The organism is Dickeya aquatica, assembly GCF_900095885.1.
Lineage (GTDB): Bacteria > Pseudomonadota > Gammaproteobacteria > Enterobacterales > Enterobacteriaceae > Dickeya > Dickeya aquatica.
Genome location: NZ_LT615367.1, coordinates 4,461,072 through 4,486,890, shown reverse-complemented (window position 1 = coordinate 4,486,890; position 25,819 = coordinate 4,461,072). Strand labels below are relative to the sequence as shown.

Sequence of the window (25,819 nt, the reverse complement as noted above, 5' to 3'; positions counted from 1 at the left end):
ATCAGGTCTAAAGACATCGCGGTGACACAATATGTCACGTTTACAGGAATACAACCGATGTGTGGAATTGTTGGCGCTGTCGCGCAACGAGATATAGCTGAAATCCTGCTGGAAGGGCTGCGCCGCCTTGAATACCGGGGTTATGACTCTGCCGGTCTGGCGGTGGTGGGCCATGATGGGCAGGTTTCACGCCTGCGTCGTCTGGGTAAAGTGCAGGTGCTGGCGCAGGCGATGGAAGAACACCCGCTGACCGGTGGCACCGGGATTGCGCATACCCGCTGGGCAACGCACGGTGAACCGTCCGAGCATAATGCGCACCCGCATGTGTCTGGCCATATTACCGTGGTGCATAACGGCATTATCGAGAATCACGAACCATTACGTGAATTGATGGTGTCGCGTGGGTATCAGTTTACCTCTGCAACCGACACCGAAGTCGTTGCCCATTTGGTGCATTGGGAGCAACAGCAGGGCGGCTCACTGCATGACGTGGTGCAGCGTGTTATTGCGCAATTGCGCGGTGCTTACGGCATGGTGCTGCTTGATAGCCGCGACCCCAGCGTATTGGTTGCCGCCCGTTCCGGCAGCCCACTGGTGATTGGCCGGGGCGTCGGGGAGAACTTTATCGCCTCAGACCAGCTGGCACTGTTGCCGGTAACGCGCCGTTTTATCTTCCTTGAAGAAGGCGATATCGCGGAAGTTACCCGCCGCACGGTACGCATCGTCGATCGTCACGGTAAAGAGGTGCAGCGCGAAGAGATAGAATCAAACGTGCAGTATGACGCTGGCGATAAAGGGGCCTACCGTCACTACATGCAAAAAGAGATTTTCGAGCAGCCGCTGGCCATCAAAAACACGCTCGAAGGGCGCTTTAGCCACGGTGAAATTCATCTCTCAGAGCTGGGGCCTAAGGCCGAGGCGCTGCTGGCAACGGTGCGACATATACAGATTATTGCCTGCGGTACGTCATACAACGCGGGCATGGTGTCGCGCTACTGGTTTGAGTCGCTGGCGGGTATTCCTTGCGATGTGGAAATCGCCTCCGAATTCCGTTATCGCAAACCGGCGGTGCGTGAAAACAGCCTGATGATCACCTTATCGCAATCCGGTGAAACGGCTGACACGCTGGCAGCGTTGCGTTTGTCAAAAGAGCTGGGGTATCTCGGTTCGCTGGCGATTTGCAATGTGGCGGGCTCCTCACTGGTGCGTGAATCAGACTGGGCGCTGATGACCCGCGCCGGGGCTGAAATCGGTGTTGCTTCCACCAAGGCTTTTACTACCCAACTGACGGTGCTGTTGATGTTGGTGGCGCGTATTGGCCGTTTGCGCGGGATGGCGGCAGAGGTTGAGCGTGAAATCGTGCAGGCGTTGCAGGCGCTGCCCGCCCGTATAGAACAGATGCTGTCACAGGACAAGCTTATCGAATCGCTGGCAGAAGGCTTCTCTGATAAACACCACGCGTTGTTCCTCGGCCGTGGCGATCAGTACCCGATTGCGATGGAAGGCGCGCTTAAGCTCAAAGAGATTTCCTACATCCACGCAGAAGCGTATGCCGCAGGCGAACTGAAACACGGCCCGCTGGCGCTGATTGATGCTGATATGCCAGTCGTTGTGGTCGCGCCTAATAACGATTTGCTGGAAAAACTGAAATCCAACATCGAAGAAGTGCGCGCGCGCGGCGGTGAAATCTATGTGTTTGCCGACGAGCAGGCCGGGTTCACGTCTGACAGCGAGATGATGAAAATCATCCAGTTGCCGCATGTTGAAGAGTTCATCGCGCCTATTTTCTACACGGTGCCGCTACAACTGCTCTCTTACTATGTGGCGCTGATTAAAGGCACCGATGTTGACCAGCCGCGTAACCTGGCGAAATCGGTAACGGTGGAGTAAGGTTTGCCGGTGACTGAGCGAAGAGCGTGATTCTTCGCCTGGCATAAAAAAGCCCTGATTTAATCTCTCAGGGCTTTTCTTTTTTACATTAAATACGAGGTAGTCATGATATTTTATGGATAATAGTTAACATATTAACTTTGATTTGCCTTTAATATTGTTGATATCTCTTTTTAGACATTCAATTTGATTCGTTAATGCTTCGTTTTTGTTTTCTAATTTTTTTATTCGATCCATCATTTCATTAATATCCCTTATTGTAATATTGGTTTGGGAAATTTTATCGCCATTACCTGCGGATAGCAGTTGCTCTCTGTCAAATGGATTGGAATCAAAGGCATTTGTTATAAATGGAGCACATAATAATGTGCTGGCTATTATAAATTTCTTGGCTGCGTGCATACATTGAACTCCTTTTAGTATTAACACGCTTTTACTTTACTGCTGTAATTAACGCCCTGCTAATCAGAGAAATCTGTCTTTTCTGTTATTTTTATTTTTACGCAAGAGTACATGGTTTGTAACAGAATCGCCCTGCCTGCGGTATAGCGTTTAATCGGGTTTTCTAATTTTGGACAGTATGCTATTTAATAAAAGCCATGTTGTGGTTGAGAGGTGAAAGCCGCATGTGTTAAGAACAGCGTGTTTTCAAAACAGTGTGTTTTCCTCAGCCTCTTTACCCTCTATTTACCCTCTCTTTTCCCCGCTCTTGTTGAGGGACGCGCGTGTCGCCAACTGTCCCTGATGTGCCTGTCACATAACTGTCATATTTCATACATTTTACTGTCACCGAATTGACCTATTTTCTCTTCCAGCAAATGACATTGTGATCGCGCACACGCTGCGGATGACACCTCTACCGATTAAACAATAGCTCCGGGTCTACACGTCTAGGTATCCCACAGGAGGGATTATGAAACTCATGCGTACCACTGTTGCCAGTATCGTTGCTGCAAGTTTTTCTCTGACGGCGGTTTCTGCTTTCGCCGCAGCAAATCTCACTGGTGCAGGTGCGACATTCCCCGCTCCGGTTTATGCCAAGTGGGCAGACTCTTATGAGAAAGAGACCGGCAATAAAGTGAACTATCAGGGCATCGGCTCCTCCGGCGGCGTGAAACAAATTACCGCCAAGACCGTCGATTTTGGCGCGTCCGATGCTCCGCTGGCCGATGACAAGCTGGCGCAAGATGGCCTGTTCCAGTTCCCGACCGTGATTGGCGGTATCGTACTGGCGGTTAACCTGCCGGGTGTGAATGCCGGTGAACTGACTCTGGATGGCAAAACGCTGGGTGATATCTACCTGGGGAATATTAAAAAATGGAACGATGCGGCCATCGCTAAACTGAACCCTGGTGTGAAACTGCCGGATCAGGATATCGCGGTGGTGCGTCGTGCCGATGGTTCTGGCACTTCTTATGTGTTCACCAGCTATTTGGCGAAAGTGAACAGCGAGTGGAAAGAGAAGATTGGTGCCGGTAACACGGTGAACTGGCCGACCGGTCTGGGTGGTAAAGGCAATGACGGTATCGCTGCGTTTGTTCAGCGTCTGCCGGGGTCTATCGGTTATGTCGAATACGCCTATGCCAAGCAGAACAATCTGGTGTACACCAAGCTGCTCTCTGCCGATGGCAAAGCTGTCAGCCCGACGGAAACTTCATTTAGCAATGCGGCCAAAGGGGTGGACTGGAGCAAGTCGTTTGCACAAGACCTGACTAACCAGAAAGGGGCGGATGCATGGCCTATCACGTCAACCACCTTCATCTTGCTGCACAAAGAGCAGAGCAAACCGGAGCAGGGCACCGAAGTGCTGAAGTTCTTCGACTGGGCCTACACGAAAGGCGATGCACAGGCGAAAGCGCTGGATTACGCCACCCTGCCTAAAGATGTGGTTGCTCAGGTTCGCGCTGCATGGAAAGCACAAATTAAAGACAGCAGCGGTAAAGCACTATACTGATTGCAGTCGGTCAGGAACGGTTGAGTCAGTCTCCTGAGGTGGATAAACCGCAATCGGTCTATCCACCTCCGACGTTGATAGCGCCGCCTGATTATCTGAAAGACGCAGTTATTTGAAAAACGCCGTTATCTGAAAGAAGAGAGACGTATGGCTGACGATAAGCCAACAACTATAGCGGATATACCTGTAGGCAAAACCATTACCCCGCCGGGAAAACAGGGCGATATCCTTTTCGGGGCGCTGGTCAGACTGGCGGCCCTGCTGACGTTACTGCTGCTGGGCGGCATTATCGTCTCACTGATGTTCGCCTCCTGGCCGAGCATCAAAACTTTCGGTTTTTCTTTCCTGTGGAACAAAGAGTGGGATGCGCCTGCCGGGCAATTCGGTGCGCTGGTGCCGATTTACGGCACGCTGGTGACGTCGCTTATTGCCTTGATTATCGCCATTCCCATCAGTTTCGGTATTGCGCTGTTCCTGACGGAACTGGCACCCGGCTGGCTGAAGCGTCCGCTTGGGGTGGCGATTGAGCTGCTGGCGGCAATCCCCAGTATTGTTTACGGCATGTGGGGGTTGTTTGTTTTTGCTCCGCTGTTTGCCAAATATTTCCAGCAGCCGGTCGGCAATGTGCTCTCTGGCATTCCGCTCATCGGTTCGCTGTTTTCCGGCCCGGCTTTCGGTATCGGCATTCTGGCCGCCGGGGTCATTTTGGCCATTATGATAATCCCTTATATTGCCGCTGTGATGCGCGATGTGTTCGAGCAAACGCCGGTGATGATGAAAGAGTCGGCGTATGGCATCGGTTGTACTACGTGGGAAGTTATCTGGCATATCGTGCTGCCGTTTACCAAAAATGGCGTGATTGGCGGCGTGATGCTCGGGCTTGGCCGGGCGCTCGGTGAAACCATGGCGGTGACCTTTATCATCGGTAACACCTACCAGCTCGACAGCGTTTCGCTCTACATGCCGGGTAACAGTATTACCTCGGCGCTGGCCAACGAATTTGCCGAAGCGGATACCGGGCTGCATACCGCCGCGCTGATGGAGCTGGGCCTGATCCTGTTTGTGATTACTTTTATCGTGCTGGCCTGCTCGAAGCTGATGATTATGCGTCTGGCGAAAAATGAAGGAGCACGCTGATGGCAAGCATTGGCATTGAAACCCATTCCGATACGCTGGAAACCCGCCGCAAGATGCAGGCGTGGCGTCGTCAGAAAAACCGTATTGCGCTGTTTTTATCCATGTTGACGATGGCATTTGGCCTGTTCTGGCTGGTGTGGATCCTGATGTCTACCGTCACCCGAGGCATTGATGGCATGTCGCTGTCGCTGTTTACCGAAATGACGCCGCCCCCCAATACCGCAGGCGGTGGGCTGGCCAACGCGATTGTCGGTAGCGGGTTACTGATTGTATGGGCCACATTACTGGGCACCCCGCTGGGGATTATGGCGGGCGTCTATCTGGCGGAGTATGGTCGTAAATCACTCATTTCTGAGGTTATTCGCTTCATTAACGACATTCTGCTGTCTGCGCCGTCAATTGTGGTTGGGTTATTCGTCTACACGCTGGTAGTAACCAAAATGGAGCACTTCTCCGGCTGGGCGGGCGTAATTGCACTGGCGTTGTTGCAGATACCTATCGTGATTCGTACCACCGAGAACATGCTGAAACTGGTGCCAGATAGCCTGCGTGAGGCGGCCTATGCGCTGGGGACACCGAAATGGAAGATGATCTCGGCTATCACCCTGAAAGCGTCGGTATCCGGCATTATTACCGGTGTGTTGCTGGCGGTGGCGCGTATCGCCGGGGAAACCGCTCCGCTGCTGTTTACCTCGCTGTCGAACCAGTTCTGGAGCACTGATTTGATGCATCCGATTGCTAACCTGCCGGTCACGATTTTTAAGTTTGCCATGAGCCCGTTCAAAGAGTGGCAAGGGCTGGCGTGGGCCGGGGTGCTGCTGATTACCTTGTGTGTGCTGCTGCTGAACATTCTGGCACGCGTACTGTTTGCCAAAAAAACACGTTAACCCAGCAACATTAATGAATATTTGAGCGTCGCGCAGGCGGCGTTCGCCAGAAGAGAGACGTCTTAATGAGTATGGTCACAGAGACATCCGCCAGCAAAATCCAGGTGCGTAATCTGAATTTCTATTATGGAAAATTTCACGCCCTGAAAAACATCACACTGGATATCGCCAAAAATCAGGTGACGGCGTTTATCGGGCCGTCTGGCTGTGGTAAATCCACTTTGCTGCGTACCCTGAACAAAATGTATCAGCTCTATCCTGAGCAGCGCGCTGAAGGCGATATCCTGCTGGATGGCAACAATATTCTGACAGATAGCCAGGATATCGCGTTGCTGCGCGCCAAAGTGGGCATGGTGTTTCAGAAGCCGACACCGTTCCCGATGTCGATTTACGACAACATTGCCTTTGGCGTAAAGCTGTTTGAGAAGCTGTCGCGGGCGGAAATGGATGAGCGCGTACAGTGGGCGCTGACCAAGGCGGCGTTGTGGCAGGAAACCAAAGACAAACTGCACCAGAGCGGCTATAGCCTGTCCGGCGGTCAGCAGCAGCGTTTGTGTATTGCCCGCGGCATCGCCATTCGTCCCGATGTCCTGTTGCTGGACGAGCCCTGTTCGGCGCTGGATCCGATTTCCACCGGCCGTATCGAAGAGCTGATTTCCGAGCTGAAGAAAGACTATACCGTGGTGATCGTCACGCATAACATGCAGCAGGCGGCGCGTTGCTCCGACCATACGGCGTTTATGTACCTGGGTGAGCTGATTGAATTTAGCGATACCGACACCCTGTTTACCGCGCCACGGCAGAAGCAGACCGAAGATTACATCACCGGTCGTTACGGTTGATTACGGGAGTATCATGGAAAATCTTAATCTGAATAAACATATTTCCGGTCAGTTTAATGCCGAACTGGAAAGCATCCGCACCCAGGTGTTGACGATGGGCGGGCTGGTGGAACAGCAACTGACGGATGCTATTACCGCCATGCACAATCAGGATGCGGAGCTGGCGCAGCGCGTGATTGAAGGCGATGCTAAAGTCAACATGATGGAAGTGAGCATTGATGAGGCGTGCGTGCGGATTATTGCCAAGCGCCAGCCAACCGCCAGTGACCTGCGCCTGGTGATGGCCATTATCAAGACTATTTCCGAGCTGGAACGTATTGGTGATGTGGCGGACAAAATCTGCCGCACCGCGCTGGAGAAGTTTTCCCACCAGCACCAGCCGTTGCTGGTCAGCCTGGAGTCGCTGGGCAATCACACCGTGCAGATGCTGCATGATGTGCTGGATGCGTTTGCGCGTATGGATCTGGATGAAGCCAAGCGCATCTACATGGAAGACAAGAAAGTGGACAAAGAGTACGAAGGCATTGTGCGTCAACTGATGACGCACATGATGGAAGACTCGCGTACCATTCCCAGCGTGCTGACCGCCCTGTTCTGTGCCCGCTCCATCGAGCGTATTGGTGACCGTTGCCAGAACATTTGCGAGTTCATTTTCTATTTCGTTAAAGGCCAGGATTTCCGCCACCTCGGCGGTGATGCGCTGGAAAAAATGCTGGCGCAAAAAGACGCAGGCAAACCGGAATAACGATCCCGCTGTTTTATCTCCAGCGCCCTGCATTCGTGGGGCGCTGTCATTAGTTATGTACCATTGCCGCGTTGTCACCCAAGCTTGCCTGAAGCCGGATAGAACATAAGTTCATATTATGGGTATTTATGTTATTTCCGGTGGGCGAGCGCCGCTGTTAGCCTGCATTTATTGAGTTAACAATCGTTTATGAACTCATCATCGTTTAGGCACAACGGCTTACAGGCGGATAAAAAATGAAAAAATCTTTGTTGGCATTCTCTCTTCTGGCAGGGCTGGCGGCGCTTTCTGGTAATGCACAGGCCGATAAACTCGATGACATCCAGAAAGCGGGCGTGGTGAACGTAGCCGTTTTCGACAGTAACCCGCCGTTTGGCTATGTTGACCCGCAAAGCAAAAAACTGGTGGGGTATGATGTGGACGTGGCGCAGGCTATCGGCAAAGCGCTGGGGGTGAAAGTGGAGCTGCGCGCGACGAACCCGGCTAACCGTATTCCGCTGTTGACCTCGAAAAAAGTCGATTTGATCGCCGCCAACTTCACCATTACCGACGAACGTGCCAAACAGGTGAATTTTAGTGTGCCCTATTTTGCTACCGGCCAGAAATTCATTGCCCGCAAAGGCGTGCTGAAAACCCCGGAAGACATCAAAAACCTGCGTATTGGCGCAGATAAAGGCACCGTGCAGGAAATCACCTTGCGTGAGCACTACCCAACGGCGAAAGTGATCTCTTATGACGACACGCCGCTGGCGTTTGCGGCACTGCGTAACGGCAACGTGCAGGCCATCACCCAGGATGACGCCAAACTGGTGGGGCTGCTGGGCAACCTGCCGGCTGCACAGAAAGCTGACTTTGAAATTTCGCCCTTTAGTATCACCAAGGAGTATCAGGGTGTTGGCATTCCCAAAGGCGAAGACCGCCTGACGGAAAAAGTGAATGACATCCTGCTGAATCTGGAAAAACAGGGCGAAGCGGTGAAAATCTATGATCGCTGGTTCGGGCCGCAAACCCCGTCAGCACAGCCGCGCGGTGATTTTAAAATCGCCCCGCTGGCACAACAGCCGAAAGCCTGATCCCCGTACTGCCACTTACGCAGCGCCGGAGGTGGCAGATCCCGGTAATAAATAAAAGACAGTAATGATATTGATGATAGTCACAACATTTGGCGTTGTAACCTTGCCCCCGGCCCCATCCCGGGGGCCTTCTTATTGATGATGACTGATAATCGCTTTCAACGTTGGCTGGCTGAGACATGGCTTGCCCCAGAGTACCTGCACTGGTTGTGGCAGGGTTTTCTGATTACGCTGGGATTAGCGCTGGCAACCTCACTGCTGGCTACCGTGCTGGGGTTGGGGCTCTCGGCTATGCGTGATAGCCGCATCCCTCTGCTGCGCTGGCCGGTCGTTGCCTATTGTTCGCTGTTTCGCAACACGCCCTTGCTGGTGCAACTGTTCTTTTGGTATTTCGGTGCGCCTCAGTGTCTGCCAGCGGCCTTCATGCAGTGGCTCAATACTCCGCACACGCTGCCGCTGTTGGGTATTAGCCTGCCGTCGTTTGAGTTTATTGCCGGTCTGATGGGCGTGACGTTCTACTCCAGTGCGTTTATTGCCGAAGAGATCCGCGCTGGCATTGCCGGTGTCGCGCGCGGCCAGAAATATGCCGCTTGTGCGCTCGGGTTAACCGGCTGGCAGGCCATGCGCTATGTGGTGCTGCCACAGGCGTGGCGAATTGCGTGGCCGACGCTGCTTGGCCAGTACATGAACGTGATAAAAAACACCTCGCTGACGATGGCTATCGGTGTGGCTGAGCTTTCTTATGCTTCGCGTCAGGTGGAAACAGAAACCTTGCGCACGTTTCAGGCTTTTGGGGTGGCGACGCTGCTCTACGTTGCTGCCATTGCCGTGCTGGAAGGCTTTGGTATGTGGCGTTCACACCGGCAAGCGCTAAAGGGGAAGTAAGATGGATTTCTCGGTAATCATCGATAATTTCAGTTATCTGATGTGGGGGACGTTTCCTGAGGGGCCGCTTGGCGGTGCGGCGCTGACGCTGGCATTAAGCCTGATGGCCGGATGTGCCTCGGCGCTGCTGGGCACGGTGTTGGGGGTTGCGCTGGCGATGAGCCGGGGTTTGGGCGGGGCGTTATTGGCGCTGGTGCTGGGTTTTTTCCGCGCTATACCAGTTATCATGCTGATTTTTTGGACTTATTTTTTACTCCCGATCGTGTTTGGGGTGGATATTCCGGCTATCACCACCGTGGTGTGCGCGTTAGCGTTAATTGCCTCTGCGTATCTGGCTCATGGTGTGAAGGCTGGGATCATGGCGATATCTGCGGGGCAGTGGCAGGCCGGGCTGTCGCTCGGATTGGGGCGCTGGCAGGCGCTGTGGTATATCGTGCTGCCACAAGCATTGCGCATGATGGTGCCCTCGTTCATTAATCAGTGGATCTCGCTGATTAAAGACACCTCGCTGGCTTATATTGTCGGCGTGGGCGAGCTGACCTTTCTCGCCACGCAGGTCAATAACCGCAGCATGGTCTATCCTGCCGAAGTGTTTTTGTTTATTGCGCTGGTCTATTTTTTGTTTTGTCTGGCTCTGGAAGGGGTGGCTCAGTATGTTCGCCGCCGTTTTCACGCCACCCAGCCCCCGGTGCGCCGCAGGTTGTTTGGCTTTCTTCGCATCCTAAAACGTTTACCGCGTGAGGCAACGTCCTGACGCGTGAGCCTCAGGATGTCAGCTTCCAGCCTTGTTGTTGCCACAGCGTCGGCAACTGTGCCATGTCGTGGAACATTGTCACCCGCGGGTGGTGGAGGGGCGCATTGTGCGCATCCGCGCAGTAGTAAAAGACCGGAATGCCTGCCGCTATCCCTGCCTGAGTGCCGGAAACCGAGTCTTCCACCAAAATACAACGTGAGATCTCCACGCCCATTTCCCTGGCGGCATGGTGCAGTAATGTGGGATCGGGTTTCCATTTGCCAATGTCATAGCCGCTATAGATGTGTTGACCAAAAAACGGCAATAACCCGGTTAAGCCCAGCGAGTGCTGCATTTTGCTGACCGGGCCGTTAGACACCACAGCGGTGGGCACCTGTAGCGCGTCCAGAACCGCTTTGACTCCGGGGATCGGTTGCAGTGAGAGATCAAAAAGTCGCGCCACTTCCGCGCGAAAATGTCGCTCCAGTTGATCAACGGATACCGTTAAACCAAAACGCGTGCTGATGCGCTCAATGATGTCGTAGAGCTTCATGCCTTTAAACGTTTGAATGACCTCGGTCAGCGGTAACTGCACGCCGTAGGGTTCAAAGATATTCACATAAGCCTGACAACAGATGACCTCGCTATCGACCAGCGTGCCATCACAGTCGAAAAGTACACATTCAATTATCGACATTCACACTCCTCATAAACGCATCTTCCCTTTGGGATAAGGTGGCGGTGATTAATCACTTTACCTGACTGACAGCCGATTGTGATGCCGGATAATTTTCCGATATCGGAAAACATGAACAAACGTTTTCGCAGCATGAACGGAAGCGAAAGCGCAGCGATCAGGCGCGAGATATAGAAAATTATTATGACCGGGAAAAAAAAGCCACCGGGTGCGTTAACTGCTGCGCATTTTGGTATAGGATACCGGGCGATTCTGTTTCCTTTTTCTTCTTTAGGTTATTTCTCATGGATAAATCTCAGTCTGGTTCCGCTGCGCCGCAGGGGTTGCTGGAGCGCGTGTTCAAGCTCAAACAGCATGGCACTACGGCGCGTACGGAAACGATTGCCGGGTTCACCACATTTTTGACGATGGTTTACATCGTGTTCGTTAACCCGCAGATCCTCGGGGCCGCCGGGATGGACACCAAAGCGGTGTTCGTCACGACCTGCCTGATTGCCGCTTTCGGCAGTATTTTTATGGGGTTGCTGGCTAATTTACCGGTAGCACTGGCACCGGCGATGGGGCTGAATGCCTTTTTTGCCTTCGTGGTGGTCGGCACCATGGGCCTGCCCTGGCAGGTGGCGATGGGCGCTATTTTCTGGGGCGCTATCGGATTTTTGTTGCTGACCGTATTTCAGGTACGTTACTGGATGGTGGCGAACATCCCGCAAAGCCTGCGTCTTGGTATTGCCAGCGGGATTGGTCTGTTGATTGCGATGATCGGCCTGAAAAATGCGGGCATCATCGTGCCTAACCCGGAAACGCTGGTTGCCGTTGGTAAAATGACCTCGCACGGCGTTTTGCTCGGGGTGCTGGGTTTCTTTATTATTGTGGTGCTGGCTCATCGCAATATCCATGCCGCCGTGCTGATTTCAATCGCCGTAACAACCCTGTTGGGCGTGGTGCTGGGTGATGTGAAATACACTGGTATTTTCTCTATGCCGCCGAGCGTCACCAGCGTGGTCGGGCAGGTCGATTTGGCCGGTTCGCTGAATCTGGGGCTTTCTGGCGTGATTTTCTCTTTTATGCTGGTCAACCTGTTTGACTCATCCGGTACGCTGATTGGCGTGACGGATAAAGCCGGTCTGGTGGATGCGCGTGGCAAATTCCCGCGGATGAAACAGGCACTGTATGTTGACAGCATCAGCTCAGTGGCCGGGGCATTGATTGGGACGTCATCGGTCACGGCGTATATCGAAAGCTCGTCTGGCGTGTCTGTTGGCGGGCGTACCGGGTTGACGGCAGTGGTGGCTGGGGCACTGTTCCTGCTGGTGATTTTTCTGTCTCCGCTGGCCGGTATGGTGCCTGCCTACGCGGCGGCCGGTGCGCTGATTTACGTTGGGGTATTGATGACGTCAAGCCTGGCGCGTGTGAGCTGGGATGACCTGACCGAAGCGGTGCCTGCGTTCATTACTGCGGTAATGATGCCGTTTACTTTCTCGATTACCGAAGGGATTGCGTTTGGCTTTATCGCCTATGCCATCATGAAAGCGGCAACGGGGCGCTGGCGTGATATCAGCCCGTGTGTGGTCGCGGTGGCGGTGTTATTCCTGCTGAAAATCGTCTTTATCGACGCCCATTAATCATCAGCGAGCCGGGGCAGCCCGGCTCGCGCTTTTCTTCCTTCCTTTTTTCCTTTGTTACATCACGTATTGCGCAGACGCGTTTTCCGTCGCATGGCTGCTTAATTTGATGTACCGCCGCGACTGACGCTGCTGGTGCACGATTTCACCGCTTTTACGCATACCGTAGGCCGAGGTGTAATTCCACATCACCAGACGATCCAGTCTCGGTGTGTGGGCGCAGGCCCAGGCCAGGTAGTCGTCAATATCGCTCACCACTTCCACCTCCGGTATGTGCCGGGAACGCAGTCGGCCGGAAGCCGGGTGCAGCTTTAATGACTCCGGCCCTCCGGCGTGAAAGCCGGGGATTTTTAGCACCGACTGACGAATCGTGCACAGTTGGGTGGCGGCTTCGAGCGGGTCTAGCTGGGCGTCAATCCAGGCTTTTTCCGCGTGAGTCTGGGTTTGCAGGTGAGTGGGCGTTTCACGACTCCAGACGCGGATAATTTCAACATCCATACCGACTTTTCCCTCTTCACTGAGCAGGATGGCGATGGTATTTCCTGCATAGCCAAGGCTGAAATCGGGTAGATGGGGGTCAACAAAACAGGGTCTGCCGTTTGGCGAAACCATTAATGGCGGGAGAACTGGGTAACCGAAAAAATAAAACATCATTTCTGCCAACAGTGCCCGGCCTTTCAGATAGCGCTCGCGGCGCTTAACGGAAAAGCTGTGCGTGGATGAAATCAGGTCATCCGATAACCGTTGCAGATCGGGTAACGCCTCCGTGCTTGCCCACCTGACGAAATGACAGGTCATATTCACTCCATGATGCCAACGAAAAAAACGGATAGTTTTTAGTAGAATACTGCGATGCGAAGTCATTGCTGACGCATACCGCCAGACAAAAATCTGTGACAAAGAAAAACTGGCGGATAAATCGGCGATAATTATCTCTGCCAGTGCAGAGTACGTCAAAACGCACTTTTCATTAAAACTGATTTTATTTTAATTGAAACAAAAGTCGGGGCTGCATCACATCCTGCCACACCCCCTCTGGCTGGAGAAGTGCATTGAGTGATCTGTGAACAGAGACCCCGTGAACGCCTTGCCCTTCACGGGGTCTCTTAATCAACGCAGAGGAATGTCCGTACGGGGCCAGGCAGAGCGCTGTTGCTTCTCATGAACCTGTTCGGCTATTGCTTCTGGGGTGACGAGTTTGAGTGCTGAGGTGGGGCAAACCCGCACACAGGATGGGCTTTGCGCAACACCGATGCACAGATCGCATTTATGGACGTCACTGCCGGATGTGCATTGGCCGTCATCAGTTGCACGGGCGACCACATTAATGGCACCAAACGGACAGGCTATCACGCAGCTTTTGCAGCCAATACACCGTGATGCAATAACCTGAATGCTATTTTGATGCTGCACCAGTGCATCATGCGGGCAAACGTTGGCGCATGGTGCATTTTCACATTGATGACACAATACAGGCGTCGTTACGTTAGCATTTTTTATTACTTTTAGGCGCGGAAAAAAATGCGATTTATGCAATTTTTGTTGGTCGCCCGCATGGGCAACCGCGCAGGCAATTTCACAGGTACGGCAGCCAATACACTTGGCGGCATCGGCAATCACAAACGAATTCATGACAGGCGCTCCCGTGGCTGAACCGGGGTGACGGGCAACGACATGTCTTGTACATCAATGCCCATGACATGCAGCATACCTTGTGCGGCGTAACGCCCGTCGGCGATAGCCGTCACCACCAGGTCAGCTCCGCGCACCGCATCACCGCCGGCGAACACGCGCTGATGGTTAGTCTGGCAAGGCTGGCTTGTACCGGCGGTGTTCTGTGCATCATGAGGTGTGGCAGTGATGTGCCCCCAGTTATTCAGCGCGATGTGTGCATCCTGCAACCACGGCATACTGTGGCTCTGAAAACCAAAGGCGGTTATCACCGCATCCGCAGGCTGAATAAACTCTGAACCGGCAATCGGTTTAGGGCGGCGACGGCCACTGGCATCCGGCTCGCCCATTTCGGTACGGATCAGGCTGACACCGCACACCGCACCTTCATCATTCAGGCAGATTTTAACCGGCTGTACGTTGAATAAAAACTCCACACCCTCTTCACGCGAATTTTTCACTTCCTTGCGAGAGCCGGGCATGTTGGCCTCGTCACGACGATAAGCGCAGGTCACCGCGGTGGCTCCCTGACGAATCGAGGTACGCAGGCAATCCATGGCGGTGTCGCCGCCGCCGAGCACCACGACCCGTTTCCCCGCCATCGACACATAAGGCTCATCCGGCAAGGCCGGTAGTCCCATAACGTGTTTGGTGTTGGCAATCAAAAACGGCAACGCATCGTAGACACCGGGTGCGTCTTCATGCTCCAGACCGGCTTTCATTGAGCGGTAGGTGCCGACGCCGAGAAACACGGTATCGAATTCTGCCAGTAGCTGCGTCATGCTGATATCGCGCCCCACTTCGGTATTGAGCCGAAACTCGATACCCATGGCACTGAACATGTTACGCCGGTAAGTCAGCACGGATTTATCCAGCTTGAACGCCGGAATACCGAACGTCAGCAAGCCACCGATTTCCGGGTGACGGTCAAACACGACCGCCTGAACGCCGTGGCGCGCCAGTACATCGGCACATGCCAAACCTGCCGGGCCTGCGCCGACAATCGCCGCCCGTTTGCCTGTGGCCGCGACATGGCTTAAATCAGGCTTCCAACCCATCGCAATGGCGGTATCGGTGATGTAGCGCTCGATATTGCCGATGGTGACGGCCCCAAAGCCTTTGCCTAAGGTACAGGCTCCTTCGCACAGCCGGTCTTGCGGGCAGACCCGGCCACAAATCTCCGGCAGGCTGCTGGTCCGGTGCGACAATTCAACCGCATCAAGAATGCGCCCTTGCTGTACCAGTTCCAGTAACGCGGGAATATTGTTGTGTAGCGGGCATGTCCATTCACAGATGGCATGTTGCCCACAGTGCAGGCAGCGACTGGCCTGGTCGTGGGTTTGCTCCGGGCTGAACCCGTGATAAATCTCGTCAAAGGTGGTTTTTCGCTGTGTCAGCGGTTTTTTTACCGCTTCGCGGCGTGGCCAGTTTTTATGGCTATCCAGCGGGTGGCATGACACGCTTGCCAGCGTTGGCGTCCCGCGCATGGTGCCGGGCAGGCCCGTTTGTGCGGTACGCAACTGTTTGGCGCGCCGCTGTTCTTCGAGCGCGGATTCGCTGACAACGTGCAGTGCCTTGGTGGGGCACGCCTCTACGCAGGCCTGACCTTGTGGCCTGTCGAGGCACAGGTCGCATTTGTGTGCTGCGGTTCCGCTTTGTGCGGCCGTTTCAACGCTGATAGCGCCGAACGGACACGCCAGCACACAGGTTTTGCAGCCAATACATTTTTCGGCCAGTAGCTGAACGCCGCCTTGTTTTTTGACCAGTGCCCGGGTCGGGCAGACGCTGGCGCAGGGGGCGTCTTCACAGTGACGGCACGTTACCGCAGTATGCTGTTCTGCCTTGCCAAACACCTTGATTCGTGGGTGAAAATCCTGCCTGTTTTGTGGGTAACACCCGTCATTATGGGATATCACACAGGCAATTTCGCAGGCTTTACAGCCGATACAATCCTTCGCATTGGCGATAACAAACTGATTCATATCCTCTCCCGACATGTACTACTGGGTATATAGATGAGCCGCTGTCTATCGTCAGGCAAGCCTTGGCCTCATCGGGTAAGTGATTTACCAGAGCGGCAGCGGGTGTCTGTGTCGATGGCGGGCTGGTGCGTACCGGCTGCCTGTACTGGCAGGCGATGCGGGTGTTACCAGCCTTAGCGGGTCACTTGGCAAGTGATGCTGAAAAGGGGCTGTTACCTGTCTCGTCAGGAGAAAAAATAGCGATCCCCTCATTTTTTGAGCGTGTTTTAAGGGCACCCAAACACCGCTCTGGATTCATCCTAGCGGCTCAGCAGTGGGGAAATCTTGATATAGAACAGAGAATATGGGGTAAAAATAACCAGAAATTTTCGGGCGTTTATCAAAAAAACGGCCTTGTGAGTGCGAGGGGCTGCCTCAAGAGAGTGAATGGCTAATTTATCGTGCAATTCCTGGGCGTAATTATCGTTTCAGGTGATATCGAAAGTGAGGATTATTTTCATTCCCGTGTGGCAAAAAATAGTATTTCAGCGTTGCCAGATGGCTGTTTTTTACTATTCTTTGTCAATGATAATAAAAGAGAAATATGAGATCAGTACAGAGAGTGGTAAGCAAACTTAATCATTTTGCTTTCCGGCTGATTTTTAATAGCAAGATAAGTGGTTTTGATGAATTAACGTGTAAAGGGCATTAATAATGCATTAAATAATATTGCAAGAAATCGTAATTATTCTTTTGCTCTGATTTCAATGTGATGTGCATCACGAAAAAAAAGCTTATTTTTCGTTTGGTTACAGTCAGTCTATCCGCAGAATAACATCTGCCGTTGCTTAAGGCCCGGTGGCGGGAATGGGCGGGTGATGCTATGCCGCCCTCGTCATGGGGCGGAAATGGCGTAACATCATGCGGTTGTAATATGAAGTATGACGGATATATATGAAACGAACGCTTAATTGGTGGTAGTGTGGCAACGCTATTATATTGACGGTGGGTTTAAACATCGCTTGCTACTCTTTTGCCGGTGACATCTCTTGTGGATGCCTCTTGGCAAAGACGATAAGCCGGTAAAAGAGGAAACTGAAGCGAGCTGGCGATGTCCAAGGGATTTGGGTATAGCCTGGCGCGTTGAGTGTTTGATGATCGGGCTCTTAATATTCAGCTAAGAAATGTTCGTTATGATCACCACGACGTGCTTATTCCAACGAAGTTATTGGCGAAGCCTGCGTGGAAACGGGCAGCTTGCAGAAATCGCGTATAGAGCGTGGTGTATGCGAGCAGCGTGAAAGCCCGTTGTTTCATCATGGCCGAAAAATACGCCTTATGGGATAGGCTCTGAATAACCGGATGAAAGAGGTTGTGGATAGCGTTCTGACGGCGTCAGCCGGAAGAGAGGCTTGCCTGAGTGATTGCCATGTTGTTGGCTGGCAGCTGTTTTGTTGCTCGGTGGTCATCTTCTTGTCATTTATCGCTCTTCTACTGATTCTTCATAAGGATTCAAGATGTGGTTTCCTCTTAACGCGTTTATTCCCTGACTCGAACCCTGATGGCGGGTGGCATGTCCCCTGACGCATCGGACGCCTTTTTCGCGCCAGTAATCATAGAGTTAACCTGAGAGTGAATTTTTACATGGCTGATTTTCTACCTTTCTCACGCCCTGCATTAGGTGAGGAAGAACTCGCTGCGGTCGGGCAGGTTCTTCGTTCGGGATGGATTACCACAGGTCCCAAAAATCAGGAACTGGAGCAACAGTTCGCCGCACTAACCGGTGCAAAACATGCAATTGCAGTCAGTTCTGCCACCGGAGGAATGCATGTCACGTTAATGGCACTGGGTATCGGCGCGGGTGATGAGGTGATAACGCCATCGCTGACCTGGGTGTCCACCCTGAATATGATTGTGCTGTTGGGTGCCGAGCCGGTGATGATTGATGTGGACCGCGATAACCTGATGGTCACGCCGCAGGCGATTGAAGCGGCTATCACCCCGCGAACCAAAGCCATTATTCCGGTGCATTACGCCGGTGCCCCGGCAGATATCGACGCCATCCGTGAGATTGGCCGTCGTCATGGCATTGCGGTGATTGAAGATGCTGCACATGCGGCAGGCACCTACTACCGTGGCCGTCATGTTGGTCATGAAGGCACGGCCATTTTCTCGTTTCACGCCATCAAAAACATGACCTGTGCCGAAGGTGGCCTGGTGGTGACGGATGATGATGCGCTGGCGAACCGTATTCGCAGTCTGAAATTCCACGGCCTGGCGGTGGATGCGTTTGACCGTATGGTGCAAGGGCGCGCACCGCAGGCTGAAGTGGTGTCGCCGGGCTTTAAGTACAACCTGCCGGATATCAGTGCGGCGATTGCGCTGGTGCAGCTCAATAAACTGGCGGCTAACAATGCGCGCCGCGCCGAGCTGGCACAGCGTTATTTGCAAAAACTGGCTGATTTGCCGTTTGAGCCATTGTCACTGCCTGACTGGCCGCATCAGCACGCCTGGCATCTGTTCATTATCCGGGTGGACGAAGCACGCTGTGGCATTGACCGCGATGGCCTGATGCAGGAACTGAAAGCGCGCAATATCGGCACCGGCCTGCATTTCCGCGCCGCCCATACCCAGAAGTATTACCGCGAACGTTTTCCTGATGTGCATTTACCGAATTCTGACTGGAACTCCGCGCGCATCTGCTCTTTGCCGCTGTTCCCGGATATGCGTGACGAGGATGTGGACCGGGTGGTGGATGCGTTAACTGAACTGGCGGGGAAACGCTGATGCTGGAAATGGACGCTATCAAAAAAGTTTCTGTAGTTATCCCGGTATTTAACGAGCAAGAGAGCCTGCCGGAGTTAATTCGCCGCACCACACATGCCTGCGAGCAGCTTAACCGCGATTATGAAATTCTGCTGGTGGATGACGGCAGCAGCGACAATTCTGCCGAATTGCTGACTGAAGCTGCGCAAGTGCCGGGTAGCCGCGTGATTGCGGTGATCCTCAATCGTAATTACGGGCAGCACTCGGCGATTATGGCTGGCTTTAGCCATGTTTCGGGCGATCTTATCATTACGCTGGATGCTGATTTGCAAAACCCGCCGGAAGAGATCCCCCGGCTGGTGGAGACCGCCGATCAAGGCTTTGATGTGGTGGGCACCATTCGTGAGAACCGGCAAGACAGTGTCTTTCGTAAAACCGCCTCGCGCATGATCAATCGCCTGATTCAGCACACGACCGGCAAGGCGATGAACGATTACGGCTGTATGCTGCGTGCCTATCGCCGCCACATTATCGATGCCATGCTGCACTGCCATGAGCGCAGCACCTTTATCCCCATCCTCGCCAATACCTTTGCCCGTCGTACCACCGAGATTCTGGTGCGCCACTCAGAGCGTGAATTTGGCGACTCGAAATACAGCTTCATGAAGCTGATTAACCTGATGTACGACCTGGTGACCTGCCTGACCACCACGCCGCTGCGTCTGTTGAGCGTGGTGGGCAGCATCATCGCCATCTCCGGTTTTACGCTGGCGCTGTTGCTTATCCTGCTGCGGCTGTTTTTTGGCGCGGCCTGGGCGGCGGATGGCGTATTCACGCTGTTTGCCGTGCTGTTTACCTTTATCGGCGCACAGTTCGTCGGTATGGGGCTGTTGGGCGAATATATCGGACGCATCTATAACGATGTCCGCGCCCGTCCCCGCTATTTTATTCAACGTATTGTTGGCAACGATCCACGATTTTCTGAACAGGACAATGAAGAATGAAAGCAGTTGTTTTTGCCTATCATGATCTCGGCTGCGTGGGACTCCGCGCGTTAGTGGCAGCGGGTTATACCGTAGAAGCGGTGTTTACCCACGCAGATAATCCAGCGGAAAATCAGTTCTTTGGATCGGTTGCCCGTACTGCGGCGGAGCTGGGAATTCCGGTTTTTGCGCCCGAAGACGTCAACCACCCGCTGTGGGTTGAGCGTATCGCGGCGATGTCGCCGGACGTGATTTTCTCGTTCTATTATCGCAACCTGTTGAGCGATGCCATTTTGCAAAGCGCGCCGCGCGGTGCATTCAACCTGCATGGCTCGCTGCTGCCGCGCTACCGTGGCCGCGCGCCGCTGAACTGGGTATTGGTTAACGGTGAAACCGAAACCGGCGTGACGTTGCACCGCATGGTGGCGCGTGCCGACGCCGGTAACATTGTTGCCCAGCACAGCGTGGCAATTGACGATGCCGATACCGCGCTCAGTCTGCACCATAAATTGCGTGATGCCGCCCGCAACGTGCTGGAAACCGCGCTGCCGGCCATTAAAGCCGGTAACGCACAGGAAACCGCGCAGGATGAAAGCCAGGCCACCTATGTTGGCCGCCGTACCCCGGAAGATGGCCGCATTGAGTGGCAGAAACCGGCGCGTGCGCTGTTTAACCTGGTGCGCGCGGTGACGGAACCGTGGCCGGGCGCGTTCAGCTTCGTCGGCACCACCAAATTTATTATCTGGCAGACCAAAATCCGTACCGATTTCCCGGCGGCGAAACCGGGTACGGTGCTCAGTACCTCGCCGCTGGTGGTCGCCTGTGGTAGCGATGCGCTGGAAATCGTGACCGGGCAGGGCGATAACGGTATTTATCTGCAAGGTTCGCAACTGGCTCAAAGCCTTGGCCTGGTGACGGGTGCCATCCTCAATAATTCACCGATGGTGAGCGTGAAGCGCCGCACCCGCGTCTTGATTCTTGGCGTGAATGGTTTTATCGGCAACCACCTGACCGAGCGTTTGTTGCAGGAAGATAACTACGAAGTGTTCGGGCTGGACATCAGTTCCGATGCCATTGAGCGCTTCCTCGGTAATCCGCGTTTCCACTTCGTGGAAGGCGATATCAGCATTCACTCTGAGTGGATTGAATACCACATCAAAAAATGTGATGTGGTGCTGCCGCTGGTGGCCATCGCTACGCCGATTGAGTACACCCGTAACCCGCTGCGCGTGTTCGAGCTGGATTTCGAAGAGAACCTGAAAACCATCCGTGATTGCGTGAAGTACAAAAAACGCATCATTTTCCCGTCCACGTCTGAAGTGTACGGCATGTCTACCGACCCGGTGTTCGACGAAGACAACTCTAACCTTATCGTCGGGCCTATCAACAAACAGCGCTGGATTTACTCGGTATCCAAGCAACTGCTGGATCGCGTTATCTGGGCTTACGGCGAAAAAGAGGGGCTGCGTTTCACCCTGTTCCGTCCGTTCAACTGGATGGGGCCGCGTCTGGATAACCTGAATGCCGCGCGTATCGGCAGCTCTCGCGCCATCACCCAGTTGATCCTGAACCTGGTGGAAGGCTCGCCTATCAAGCTGGTGGACGGTGGTCGGCAGAAACGCTGCTTTACCGACATCAAAGACGGGATTGAAGCGCTGTTCCGCATCATCGAAAACAAAAATGGTGTGTGCGACGGGCAAATCATCAACATCGGCAACCCGGACAACGAAGCGAGCATTCGCCAGCTGGCAGAACAGCTGCTGGAGAGCTTTGAGAAGCACCCGCTGCGTAACCAGTTCCCGCCGTTTGCCGGTTTCCGTGAAGTGGAAAGCAGCAGCTACTACGGCAAAGGCTATCAGGATGTGGAGCACCGCAAACCGAGCATCCGTAATGCCAAACGTCTGTTGAACTGGCAGCCTTCGATTGAGATGGAAAAAACCGTGGCAGAAACGCTGGACTTCTTCCTCCAGACCGTTGAGAACGGGCAGTTTAGTCAGGACGGCGAATAAAACAGGACTGCGAATGAGAAAAGTAGGGTTACGGATTGATGTCGATACCTGGCGAGGCACCCGAGTCGGGGTGCCGCGTTTGCTGGAGTTGCTCGATGTGTATGACATTCGCGGCAGTTTTTTCTTCAGCGTCGGGCCTGACAACATGGGGCGTCACCTCTGGCGTCTGATTCGCCCTGTATTTTTGTGGAAAATGCTGCGCTCACGCGCAGCATCGCTGTATGGCTGGGACATTTTGCTGGCAGGGACGGCATGGCCGGGCCGGGTGATTGGCCGTGGCTTGCCGGAGCCTATCCGCGCAGCGGCGAAGCGCCATGAGGTAGGGCTGCACGCCTGGGATCACTTTGCCTGGCAAACCTGGGCAGGCGTGTGGGATCAGGCCAAAATGGAACAGCAGACTCGGCTCGCTTACGAGGCGTTGCAGTCGATTACCGGCCAGCCGGTAAGGTGTTCGGCGGTGGCGGGCTGGCGGGCAGACCAAACCACGGTTGAGGCCAAGCAGTCATTCGGTTTTCGCTACAACAGTGATTGCCGCGGCCAGGCACCGTTTCGCCCGCTGCTTAACGACGGCAGCACCGGTACGGTACAAATTCCGGTGACGTTGCCGACCTGGGATGAAGCGGTGGGGCGCGAAACCAGCGCGGCAGAATTTAACCGCTATATTCTCGATAAAATTCATCAGGATAAGGGTACGCCGGTCTATACCATTCATGCCGAAGTCGAAGGCATTGTCATGAGTTCACAGTTTAGTGAACTGCTGGCGCTGGCAGAGCAGGAGGGGATTCGCTTTTGCCCGCTCAGTGAACTGTTACCTGATGACCTCTCAACATTACCCGTCGGGCGCGTAGTGCGCGGCTCCCTTGCCGGGCGCGATGGCTGGCTGGGGTGCCAACAGACCGGGGAGACGGCCTGATGAAATACGCACGTCAGACAACGCTGTGGGCGGCGTTGTTGCTGCTTTATTACTTTATTCCGCTCAATGGCCGCCTGTTGTGGCAGCCGGATGAAACCCGCTATGCGGAAATCAGCCGGGAAATGCTGGCCGGTGGCAACTGGGTAGCGCCGCATTTTTTCGGCATTCGCTATTTTGAAAAACCGATTGCCGGTTACTGGGTGAACAGTATCGGCCAGTGGCTGCTGGGTGATAACAATGCCGGGGTGCGCGCCGGTGCGGTGTTCTCGATTCTGCTGACCGCGCTGCTGGTTTACTGGCTGGCGGAGCGCTTATGGCAACACCGGCGAACCTCGTTGCTGGCGGCGGCCATTTACCTGAGCTGTTTTCTGGTCTACGGCATCGGCACCTATGCGGTGCTCGACCCGATAGTGACGCTGTGGCTGGCAGCGGCCATGTGCAGCTTTTGGGCGGCGACGCAGGCTGTCACTCGCGCCAGCAAGGTCGGCGGCTACCTGCTGCTGGGGGTCGTGTGCGCCATGGGCTTTATGACCAAAGGGTTTCTGGCGCTGGCGGTGCCGGTGATAGCGGTGCTGCCGTGGGTGGCGCTGGAAAAACGCTGGAAAGAGGTGCTGCTGTATGGGCCGCTGGCGATTGTCAGCGCGGTGCTGGTGTCGCTCCCCTGGGCGCTGGCGGTTGCGCGTCAGGAGCCGGATTTCTGGCATTATTTCTTTTGGGTCGAGCATATTCAGCGTTTTGCCGATTCGGAAAATGCACAGCACAAAGCGCCATTCTGGTATTACCTGCCGGTTCTGGTTGCCGGTGCGCTGCCGTGGCTGGCGCTGTTGCCTGCCTCGTTAGGCTTTGGCTGGCGTGAGCGCCACCAGCAGCGCGGCGTGTTTTACTTATTGAGCTGGGCGGTGATGCCGTTCCTGTTATTTAGCGTCGCCAAAGGGAAACTGCCAACCTATATTCTGCCGTGCTTTGCGCCGCTGGCGCTGTTAATGGCGCGGCGCGCCACCACGCTACTCAACCATCGCCTGTTAACCATCAATGGCTGGATCAATCTGGTGTTCGGCCTGCTGTGCGCGTTGGTTGTGCTGCTGGTGCTGGCTCCGTGGGGAATGGGTCGCCCGCTCTATCAGCCGCAAGAAACCACGAAAGTGCTGCTGGGTGTCGCGGGATTCCTGTTTTGGGCGCTGGTGGGGGGATGGACGCTGCTGCGCGCCCCAACACGCTGGTATTGGGCGGCGGCCTGCCCGCTGGGTATTGCATTGCTGATAGGCATGGCAATCCCCCAGCGCGTGGTGGAAACCAAGAACCCACAGTGGTTTGTGCGTAATGTGGCCTCGCCGCTCTCGCAGAGTCGCTATATTCTGGCCGACAGCGTGGGGATGGCATCAGCTATCGCCTGGGAGCAAAAGCGCAGCGATATCCTGATGTATGACAATACGGGTGAGCTGGAGTATGGCTTGTCATACCCGGACAGCGCTCACCGAATGGTATCTAAAGCGGCATTTGCCGATTGGCTGGCGGCTCATCGGCGTGAGGGGAATGTCTCGCTGGTGCTGATGTTCTCTTCGGAAAATGATCCGATAGTCGGTGTACCTGCGGCGGACAATACTTACCGGCAGGGGCGCGTTGCCTTGCTGTGGTATCGCCAGCAATGACCGATTATGCGTTGATTTTGCTGGTCAGTTTACTCACCTGCGCAGGCCAGCTCAGTCAAAAACAGGCGGCAAGCTGGCAGGGCGGCGGCACCCGGCGTACACATATTTTGCTGTGGATGGGCATCAGTGTGTTGTTGTTAGGGCTGGCGATGTTGCTGTGGCTGGCGATATTGCAGCGTGTGGCTGTCAGTGTGGCCTATCCGATGTTGAGCCTGAATTTTATTCTGGTGGCGCTGGCGGCGCGCTGGCTATGGCAGGAAGCGATTAGCGTGCGTCAGTCAGTGGGGATTGTGCTAATTGTGCTCGGAGTCATTCTGATGGGAGTGAGCGTGTGAAAGGCTATGGATGGGCATTATTGAGTGTGCTGCTGGTGAGTGCGGCACAATTATCGATGAAATGGGGGATGTCCCAGCTCCCGGAATTGACCGAACCGCTGCCATTTATGTTCGCCGCGCTGGCATTGCCGCTGGCCGCTGCCGCGGTGTTCGCCGGGCTGCTGGCGTATGCGTTATCAATGCTGTGCTGGTTTAATGCGCTGCGTTTTTTACCGCTGAGCCGCGCCTACCCGCTGTTAAGCCTCAGCTACGTGCTGGTGTGGGGGCTGGCGGTGGCGCTGCCGATTTTCCCTGATACCTTCAGCACCGGCAAATTGCTGGCGATCGCGCTGATTATTGGCGGTGTCTGGCTGGTGTGTAGCCGCCATCCGCCACGTCTGAATGATAAATCCTGACACTTGCCTGACACGACGATACCGGGCGGCACGGGTTTCTCTTTTCCATTGCCCGCTTCCCGGTTATCGTTTTCGCTTTGACTCACAGGACGTTTTTTATGAGCTTACGTATCCGTTGGGCGGCGCAGCAGGATTCCGCCACCATTCTGAATTTTATTCGTGAACTGGCCGAGTATGAGAAAGCGCTGCACGAGGTGAAAACCAACCAGCAGGAGATTGAGCAAACGCTGTTTGGCGAAGGTGCCTGTACCGAAGCGCTGATGTGTGAATGGAACGGTGAACCTATCGGGTTTGCGGTATTTTTCACCAGTTACTCCACCTGGCTTGGGCGTAACGGTATTTATCTGGAAGATTTGTATGTCTCGCCGCACTATCGCGGTTATGGGGCGGGCAAGGCATTGCTGAAATATATCGCGCGTCTGGCAGTTGAACGCGGTTGCGGACGGCTGGAGTGGAGTGTGCTGGACTGGAATCAGCCTGCCATTGATTTCTACAACAGTTTGGGCGCAGCGCCGCAAAACGAGTGGATTCGTTACCGGCTGGAAGGCGACAGTCTGTTACAGGTCGCACAGGAATAATCCAGGGGCGTGGCGGAAAAAACAGGCAGCGGAAAACCCGCCGCCTGCCGAGGGAAAAGGGACATCGCCTGGACACAGGAATGTTGTCCCTGCC

The 25,819-nt window shown here is 54.3% G+C and carries 24 protein-coding genes; 19 read left to right on the top strand and 5 right to left on the bottom strand.

Annotated elements, in window-relative coordinates; all coding sequences use genetic code 11:
- The first annotated feature begins 57 nt into the window (after positions 1–57).
- On the top strand, positions 58–1,890 hold the full coding sequence (gene glmS / locus DAQ1742_RS20310) for a glutamine--fructose-6-phosphate transaminase (isomerizing) (protein WP_035345376.1): 1,833 nt from the start codon (positions 58–60) through the stop codon (positions 1,888–1,890).
- A 126-nt stretch (positions 1,891–2,016) separates the two neighbouring features.
- Here glmS and DAQ1742_RS20305 read toward each other — a convergent pair whose 3' ends face one another.
- Positions 2,017–2,292: a hypothetical protein gene (locus tag DAQ1742_RS20305; RefSeq protein ID WP_035345378.1), complete on the bottom strand. Its 276-nt coding sequence runs from the start codon at positions 2,290–2,292 to the stop codon at positions 2,017–2,019.
- Positions 2,293–2,803: 511 nt separating this feature from the next.
- Between DAQ1742_RS20305 and pstS the strand changes: the two genes are divergently transcribed.
- From pstS to DAQ1742_RS20265, 8 genes are all read left to right on the top strand, one after another.
- Positions 2,804–3,844: a phosphate ABC transporter substrate-binding protein PstS gene (pstS, locus tag DAQ1742_RS20300; RefSeq protein ID WP_035345380.1), complete on the top strand. Its 1,041-nt coding sequence runs from the start codon at positions 2,804–2,806 to the stop codon at positions 3,842–3,844.
- A gap of 147 nt (positions 3,845–3,991) precedes the next feature.
- Positions 3,992–4,981 (top strand): phosphate ABC transporter permease PstC, encoded by a 990-nt coding sequence (pstC, locus tag DAQ1742_RS20295; protein WP_035345382.1) that lies wholly within the window; start codon positions 3,992–3,994, stop codon positions 4,979–4,981.
- Complete coding sequence (gene pstA / locus DAQ1742_RS20290) at positions 4,981–5,868, top strand: phosphate ABC transporter permease PstA (protein ID WP_035345385.1); 888 nt, start codon at positions 4,981–4,983, stop codon at positions 5,866–5,868. Before pstC ends, pstA begins: the two co-directional genes overlap by 1 nt.
- A 65-nt stretch (positions 5,869–5,933) precedes the next feature.
- The gene (pstB, locus tag DAQ1742_RS20285) at positions 5,934–6,710 is read left to right on the top strand and encodes a phosphate ABC transporter ATP-binding protein PstB (protein WP_012886779.1); all 777 of its coding nucleotides are present in this window, start codon (positions 5,934–5,936) and stop codon (positions 6,708–6,710) included.
- 13 nt (positions 6,711–6,723) lie between these two features.
- Positions 6,724–7,455 carry a phosphate signaling complex protein PhoU gene (phoU, locus tag DAQ1742_RS20280; protein WP_035345388.1) on the top strand — a complete coding sequence of 244 codons (732 nt, stop codon included), beginning with the start codon at positions 6,724–6,726 and terminating at the stop codon, positions 7,453–7,455.
- 236 nt (positions 7,456–7,691) lie between these two features.
- A complete protein-coding gene (locus DAQ1742_RS20275) occupies positions 7,692–8,528 on the top strand; it encodes an ABC transporter substrate-binding protein (RefSeq protein WP_035345391.1) in 837 nt (278 codons plus the stop codon).
- Positions 8,529–8,666: 138 nt separating this feature from the next.
- Positions 8,667–9,413: an amino acid ABC transporter permease gene (locus DAQ1742_RS20270; protein ID WP_051124151.1), complete on the top strand. Its 747-nt coding sequence runs from the start codon at positions 8,667–8,669 to the stop codon at positions 9,411–9,413.
- A 1-nt stretch (position 9,414) separates the two neighbouring features.
- Positions 9,415–10,167 (top strand): amino acid ABC transporter permease, encoded by a 753-nt coding sequence (locus DAQ1742_RS20265; RefSeq protein WP_035345394.1) that lies wholly within the window; start codon positions 9,415–9,417, stop codon positions 10,165–10,167.
- 10 nt (positions 10,168–10,177) lie between these two features.
- Here the strand turns inward: DAQ1742_RS20265 and yieH are convergent, their stop codons facing one another.
- Positions 10,178–10,843, bottom strand: a complete 666-nt coding sequence (gene yieH, locus DAQ1742_RS20260; RefSeq protein ID WP_035345396.1) for a 6-phosphogluconate phosphatase — start codon at positions 10,841–10,843, stop codon at positions 10,178–10,180.
- 284 nt (positions 10,844–11,127) lie between these two features.
- Between yieH and DAQ1742_RS20255 the strand changes: the two genes are divergently transcribed.
- The gene (locus tag DAQ1742_RS20255; protein ID WP_067487394.1) at positions 11,128–12,465 is read left to right on the top strand and encodes an NCS2 family permease; all 1,338 of its coding nucleotides are present in this window, start codon (positions 11,128–11,130) and stop codon (positions 12,463–12,465) included.
- Positions 12,466–12,522: 57 nt separating this feature from the next.
- On the opposite strand, the gene DAQ1742_RS20250 is transcribed toward DAQ1742_RS20255, so the two are convergent.
- The 3 genes from DAQ1742_RS20250 to aegA all read right to left on the bottom strand — a co-directional run bounded on the left by DAQ1742_RS20250 (position 12,523) and on the right by aegA (position 16,118).
- Positions 12,523–13,263 carry a 4'-phosphopantetheinyl transferase family protein gene (locus DAQ1742_RS20250; protein WP_067487398.1) on the bottom strand — a complete coding sequence of 247 codons (741 nt, stop codon included), beginning with the start codon at positions 13,261–13,263 and terminating at the stop codon, positions 12,523–12,525.
- A 312-nt stretch (positions 13,264–13,575) separates the two neighbouring features.
- Positions 13,576–14,097, bottom strand: a complete 522-nt coding sequence (locus DAQ1742_RS20245; protein ID WP_035345399.1) for a 4Fe-4S dicluster domain-containing protein — start codon at positions 14,095–14,097, stop codon at positions 13,576–13,578.
- Positions 14,094–16,118, bottom strand: coding sequence for a formate-dependent uric acid utilization protein AegA (gene aegA / locus DAQ1742_RS20240; RefSeq protein WP_067487402.1), 2,025 nt, complete (start codon positions 16,116–16,118; stop codon positions 14,094–14,096). Before aegA ends, DAQ1742_RS20245 begins: the two co-directional genes overlap by 4 nt.
- Before the next feature lie 125 nt (positions 16,119–16,243).
- Here aegA and DAQ1742_RS20235 point away from each other — a divergent pair, with 125 nt between their 5' ends.
- From DAQ1742_RS20235 to DAQ1742_RS20195, 9 genes are all read left to right on the top strand, one after another.
- Positions 16,244–16,552, top strand: a complete 309-nt coding sequence (locus tag DAQ1742_RS20235; RefSeq protein ID WP_180706197.1) for a hypothetical protein — start codon at positions 16,244–16,246, stop codon at positions 16,550–16,552.
- A 1,189-nt stretch (positions 16,553–17,741) separates the two neighbouring features.
- Positions 17,742–18,884: a UDP-4-amino-4-deoxy-L-arabinose aminotransferase gene (gene arnB, locus DAQ1742_RS20230; RefSeq protein ID WP_035338846.1), complete on the top strand. Its 1,143-nt coding sequence runs from the start codon at positions 17,742–17,744 to the stop codon at positions 18,882–18,884.
- Positions 18,884–19,867 carry an undecaprenyl-phosphate 4-deoxy-4-formamido-L-arabinose transferase gene (gene arnC, locus DAQ1742_RS20225; protein ID WP_035338848.1) on the top strand — a complete coding sequence of 328 codons (984 nt, stop codon included), beginning with the start codon at positions 18,884–18,886 and terminating at the stop codon, positions 19,865–19,867. The genes arnB and arnC overlap by 1 nt, the downstream gene beginning before the upstream one ends.
- Positions 19,864–21,855, top strand: a complete 1,992-nt coding sequence (gene arnA / locus DAQ1742_RS20220) for a bifunctional UDP-4-amino-4-deoxy-L-arabinose formyltransferase/UDP-glucuronic acid oxidase ArnA (protein ID WP_035338850.1) — start codon at positions 19,864–19,866, stop codon at positions 21,853–21,855. Before arnC ends, arnA begins: the two co-directional genes overlap by 4 nt.
- A gap of 13 nt (positions 21,856–21,868) precedes the next feature.
- Positions 21,869–22,768 carry a 4-deoxy-4-formamido-L-arabinose-phosphoundecaprenol deformylase gene (gene arnD, locus DAQ1742_RS20215; RefSeq protein ID WP_035338851.1) on the top strand — a complete coding sequence of 300 codons (900 nt, stop codon included), beginning with the start codon at positions 21,869–21,871 and terminating at the stop codon, positions 22,766–22,768.
- Complete coding sequence (arnT, locus tag DAQ1742_RS20210; RefSeq protein ID WP_035338853.1) at positions 22,768–24,417, top strand: lipid IV(A) 4-amino-4-deoxy-L-arabinosyltransferase; 1,650 nt, start codon at positions 22,768–22,770, stop codon at positions 24,415–24,417. Before arnD ends, arnT begins: the two co-directional genes overlap by 1 nt.
- Positions 24,414–24,752, top strand: coding sequence for a 4-amino-4-deoxy-L-arabinose-phosphoundecaprenol flippase subunit ArnE (arnE, locus tag DAQ1742_RS20205; protein WP_035338855.1), 339 nt, complete (start codon positions 24,414–24,416; stop codon positions 24,750–24,752). The genes arnT and arnE overlap by 4 nt, the downstream gene beginning before the upstream one ends.
- Positions 24,749–25,147: a 4-amino-4-deoxy-L-arabinose-phosphoundecaprenol flippase subunit ArnF gene (arnF, locus tag DAQ1742_RS20200; protein WP_035338857.1), complete on the top strand. Its 399-nt coding sequence runs from the start codon at positions 24,749–24,751 to the stop codon at positions 25,145–25,147. The genes arnE and arnF overlap by 4 nt, the downstream gene beginning before the upstream one ends.
- A gap of 98 nt (positions 25,148–25,245) precedes the next feature.
- Entirely contained in the window at positions 25,246–25,725 is a 480-nt protein-coding gene (locus DAQ1742_RS20195) for a GNAT family N-acetyltransferase (protein WP_035338858.1), read from the top strand.
- Positions 25,726–25,819 lie beyond the last annotated feature (94 nt).